This is a genomic window from Ruminococcus sp. AM43-6, assembly GCF_003461785.1.
GTDB lineage: Bacteria > Bacillota > Clostridia > Oscillospirales > Ruminococcaceae > Hominimerdicola > Hominimerdicola aceti.
The window spans coordinates 1-1,275 of the sequence record NZ_QTXU01000078.1 but is presented as its reverse complement, the minus strand read 5'-3'; the positions used below and the strand labels follow the sequence as shown (position 1 = coordinate 1,275).

The window sequence follows — 1,275 nt, the reverse complement described above, 5'->3', positions numbered from 1 at the left end:
CTTTCTCGTTGCATAATTCTTGTTCGAATAAAATGTGTCAAGTGATATTGACAAAACCACCTAGATAGACTTCATTGTTGAGTATCGCGCGGATTGAAGTAACGTGCCAGTCAAATTCCTTGCGCCAGTAATCCGATTTGAAGTAATCCGGATTGTTGAGGTTGAAGTAGGCAATGGGAGTTAGTACCTTTTCTTCTCTAAATATTTTTGCCATTTTGTTGTAGCCAACACCCTCTGATGCAAGTCTGAAAATTCTTTTAACAACCTGTGCGGCAGGCTCGTCCACGATTAAATGATGACGGTCATTTGGGTCTATCTTGTAGCCGAACGGAGCTTTTGATCCGATAAACTGTCCGTCCCTCGCCTTAGCTTTTTTCGCCGCTTTGGTCTTTTTTGAAACGTCACGAGCGTACATTTCGTTGACTACATTCTTTATCGGGAACGGCAAATCGTCGCTGTTCACAAGAGAATCATAGTTATCGTCCGCCGCAATAAATCGGATATTGCTGTCGGTAAACCGTTGAACATACATACCTGCCTCGACATAATTTCGTCCAAACCGAGAAAGGTCTTTGACGATAACAAGATTGATTTTGCCCTCATCAATGTCCGAAAGCATTTTTTTGAAGGACGGTCTGTCAAAGTTCGTTCCGCTGCAACCGTCATCACAATAGAATTTGTAGTCTGTAATTTTATGATCTTTGCAGTACTGCTCAAGCAGAATTTTCTGAGTTTCGATAGAAACACTTCCTCCAAAGTTTCCGTCATCAACCGAAAGTCTGCAATAAAGTGCTGCCTTGTAATGCTGCTGTTTTTTCATAGTAACTCCTTTCTCAGCAGCGGATTTAATAAGCCTTGCGGTATCTTCCGCTCCACAAGTATATCACAACTATGCTGTAAATGCCAGTAAAATCCGCTGTCTGTAAAAATATTTGTTGAATGTTGCTAAGTCCGATTATTGAAATTTTACATTGTTACTAAGGAGCTGTTATTGATACGCTCTATTCCTTTTTGAAATTCATCGACTACCTCTCCGACCTGTTCGCCTGATTCCAGTTTGCGAAACATTAGTCTGCTGAGACTATCAGCTACATTGGTTTTACCCTCAAATGCAGACCACACACGATAGGTCACACCGTTGATGTAATGATCGGTATATTCAGCCGACTGCACCTCTGTGTTGTCCTGACACAGAGGTTTATCAAGGCTGTATCTTTGGTTTTGTCAATATCACTTGACACATTTTATTCGAACAAGAATTATGCAACGAGAAAG

2 protein-coding genes are annotated in these 1,275 nt (G+C 41.1%); both read right to left on the bottom strand.

The window, feature by feature from the left end; all coding sequences use genetic code 11:
- Positions 1–37: 37 nt before the first annotated feature.
- Positions 38–820: a recombinase family protein gene (locus tag DW938_RS14475; protein WP_118125594.1), complete on the bottom strand. Its 783-nt coding sequence runs from the start codon at positions 818–820 to the stop codon at positions 38–40.
- 146 nt (positions 821–966) lie between these two features.
- The gene (locus DW938_RS14470) at positions 967–1,173 is read right to left on the bottom strand and encodes a hypothetical protein (RefSeq protein WP_118125592.1); all 207 of its coding nucleotides are present in this window, start codon (positions 1,171–1,173) and stop codon (positions 967–969) included.
- Positions 1,174–1,275 lie beyond the last annotated feature (102 nt).

Excerpts from the sequence above, each read along its gene's own strand:
- DW938_RS14475 (WP_118125594.1), bottom strand. The coding sequence starts at position 820 with ATGAAAAAACAGCAGCATTACAAGGCAGCACTTTATTGCAGACTTTCG.